This window comes from Kaarinaea lacus (assembly GCF_975902315.1).
In genome coordinates, this window is record NZ_CDLKIE010000004.1 from 1 (window position 1) to 3,332 (window position 3,332).

The 3,332-nt window shown below is 41.0% G+C and carries 3 protein-coding genes; all 3 read right to left on the reverse strand.

The annotated features are described in order from the left end of the window. Window positions 1–88: 88 nt before the first annotated feature. The 3 genes from cmoA to ACWVCM_RS00060 are packed head-to-tail and all read right to left on the reverse strand — an operon-like array spanning window position 89 to window position 2,335. On the reverse strand, window positions 89–841 hold the full coding sequence (gene cmoA, locus ACWVCM_RS00050) for a carboxy-S-adenosyl-L-methionine synthase CmoA (RefSeq protein ID WP_455199644.1): 753 nt from the start codon (window positions 839–841) through the stop codon (window positions 89–91). 21 nt (window positions 842–862) lie between these two features. Continuing rightward, window positions 863–1,348 (reverse strand): N-acetyltransferase family protein, encoded by a 486-nt coding sequence (locus ACWVCM_RS00055; protein WP_455199645.1) that lies wholly within the window; start codon window positions 1,346–1,348, stop codon window positions 863–865. A gap of 27 nt (window positions 1,349–1,375) precedes the next feature. Further along, the gene (locus ACWVCM_RS00060; RefSeq protein WP_455199646.1) at window positions 1,376–2,335 is read right to left on the reverse strand and encodes a serine hydrolase; all 960 of its coding nucleotides are present in this window, start codon (window positions 2,333–2,335) and stop codon (window positions 1,376–1,378) included. Between the last annotated feature and the right edge of the window lie 997 nt (window positions 2,336–3,332).

Below are 3,332 nucleotides of genomic sequence, written 5' to 3' on the forward strand. Positions count from 1 at the left end.
ATCGCAGTGTCAATTTCCGCGGGTAGAATGTTTTCCCATGCAACAAGGTTACTATTGGGTAATTGCCGATAAAGAGCATCGTAATTAATCATTTAATAGCAACAATAGAAATGAAATTAAAACACTGGAACCACAGGTAGATCTTCTGAAAGCCGGCATGCTGTAGTCGCTCCCGATGTGTTGCTGAAGTATCGGGAATCAGCACGTTTTCCAACGCACTGCGTTTCTGACTGATTTCAAGTTCACTATAACCATGCAGTTTTTTAAATTCGTGGTGCATATCAATCTGAAACTCGTTTTCTGAATTATCTGGAAAAGCAATTTTTTCTGATAACACAAAAATTGAACCCGGTAACAGACCATCATAGATGGTTTGTATTATCCTGTTTCTTTCTTCAAGAGGAATAAACTGAAGCGTAAAATTTAAAACCACGACAGAAGCGTTTTCTATGCAGGCATCACGAATATCTTCCTGCCTGACAATAACGGAATCAATATTCTCATCTTTGTCTATTATTCGTTTTAGATGGTTTGTCATGGCTTCCGAATTATCAATGGCTATTATTTTACAACCACGCCCCTTAATATTTTTTTCCATCTCCAGGGTAACCGCACCTAATGATGCTCCCAGGTCATAACATTGGCTGCCAGGTTTAGCATAACGTTCTGCCAATACGCCGATCATTGCAATGACGGCATCGTAACCAGGTACTGAACGATGAATCATATCGTCGAATACATCAGCGACCTTGTCATCAAATACGAATTTGTCTATTTCGGTTTTAAAATTTGCGTAGAGAGAATCACGCTTGTCTTGATCAGATTTTTTTTGCTCGGACATGGTAGTGAAAAAATTATTGTATTAATCAACATTGGGATTTGCTAAAGACATATGCAGCAATACTTTCTCTTCATTGTCTGGGTCGGTGCGCAGCTCTTTCGAATATTCACTAAATCCATTTTGTTGATACAGGGCGATAGCCCGTTTATTATCGGCAAATACTGATAATCTCACTTCGGTAAACTGGTATTTTTCAAATGCCGCCTTGATCATATATTGTAACACAAGCTTTCCCAGGCCCTGTCCCCGGTAATCAGGATGAATAAATACGTTGCCGATAAACGCGTAATGATCCTGCATACGATCATAAAGATTGGCAAACCCTATTAGTTTATCCTCGTCACAAACAACGGTAAACTCAAAACGCTCACTATATAGATGTTGTACCTGCGTCGCTGTAAAGGGATATTGGCCCTTTGGATAAACCAGGAATAGTTCGTATTGGTCAGGAATAATTCGAGCAATAGAGGTAAAATCGTCGGGTGTAGCTGCTCTAATTTCTATCACTGTGCGAGCTTTCCATGCTGGGGGTTGCTAGATAAGGTTCAATCGTCTCACTTTTGCTTCGGCGCCCAGTATCCAGCGCTTAATACGATTGGAATCACCATATTTACTCAGCTTACCCCAGGAATTGAGCAACACAACAATCAAGGGACGATTACCCAGGGTAATTTTCATAACCAGGCAATTACCGGCATCAGAAGTAAAACCGGTTTTGCTCAAGCTGATATCCCAATCAGCTTTACGGATCAGGCGGTTGGTATTGGAAAAGCGAATCGTTTTTCCCGTATAGTCATCAATAACGACATCCTTGACAATAGTAGTATAATTTCTGATCAAACTATATTGGCTCGCCACACGAACTAACTTGACCAGTTCTTCTGCTGTCGATGTGTTCTCATTACGTAATCCCGCGGAATCGGCAAAATGGGTATTTTCCAGACCTAAAAATCGAGCCTTATCGTTCATGGCCTGAACAAATGATTCGACACCACCAGGATAGGTGCGAGCCAGCGCAAATGCCGCCCGATTCTCCGACGCCACTAATGCCATGATTAACAAATCGCGACGCGACAGGGTTGTACCCACCGGTAACCTTGTTTTTGAATAACGGATGGTATCGCGATCCACTCGCCTGACTGTGATCAATTCATCCATCGGGAGATTTCCATCAATCACTACCATAGCCGTCATCAATTTTGTAATTGATGCAATTGGCATTTTTCGAGTAGCGCTGCGCTTTACTATAATTTCATCATCCCGCTCGTCGTACACCATTGCAACATGGGATCTTAAAAACAGATCATTGGGATTCCCGACCCGCTTGATGAGCTCGGCAGGAATATAGTCTTGCCGCTCTTCAGGCAGACTCCGATAAGATGGGCCGATGGCAGGTGCGGCTAACAATGGCAGACTTGTAATTATTGTTAGTAATAGTGCATTGAGCATCGTTGATGCCGGTAGCACTGCTACCACTAGAGAAAACTTTCGCAATATGCGCTGCTTTAGCAGGTAAACCAATATATTTTTGCCAGCTCTGGTTATCATTTTAAAAAAAGGATATTAAGTTATACCGATATTGAATAATAGTCAATCGAAAGACAGTCATAAACGACGCGGCACATTATAACAACATAGTGCCCTGCGTGTGTACCACATTACTATGACGGCTGCAGGTAACACCTTACATACCTATCGTTTCCGCAAGCTCAAAATTTAGAAGTATGAAAGCTGATTGTTTCACACTAGCATATCTTTCCTGGAGGTGATGCTGCTGGTTAGAGGGCTGCTTTCCTTTTTCAATAACTACAAAATAACGCAAATTTTATTTTGCTTTTTTTCGCGCGCAACAGCAACTGCTTCGCCTCCTCACCAGGAAGCAAAGCAGCATACATTAAACGTTACTACATCTTTGTCAGTTGCCTTTCTGTGTCACCTAATGACGTTATATGATCCCTTTATACAAAAAATAATGGCAAACAATTCCTAATCAAACAGTTGCAGTACACAATTCACAGTTTATTTTATTAGCTTCCGTGTCAATAGCTAACGCTTCATGTGAGAAGTGTGACGCAGTTGCACATAAACTGACAATATTGGTAACTGTTTCTCATAATTTTGTGATGGCTACGGACTTGTGTCACATATTTTTCGGACTTGCGTCACAAAATTAAAGCTGTTGTCGTTTCAGTATTTTTATAGTTCTTTAAATTGCATTGCAAATCACGACCTTGCATAAAAGCGTGCATATCTGGCATACAACTTGTGATGTCGTTCTCATAAACACAATCAACAACAGCATCACGTTGAGGGAATTATTATGAGAACGTTGCAGTTACACAATTCAATTTCTTTTAAACAAATAATGTTTCTATGGCTGGCACTTTGTTTGTTACCAGGGGTATCACAGGCTACCGGGAAATATCTGGGCAGCCACTATGGAAAACATGATAGTAAGCGCTACAGCAAGAATTATAGTGATCGCCATCAC

What these genes read in the sequence shown, in the direction of transcription:
- cmoA (WP_455199644.1), bottom strand. Translation starts at nt 841, where the DNA reads ATGTCCGAGCAAAAAAAATCTGATCAAGACAAGCGTGATTCTCTCTAC.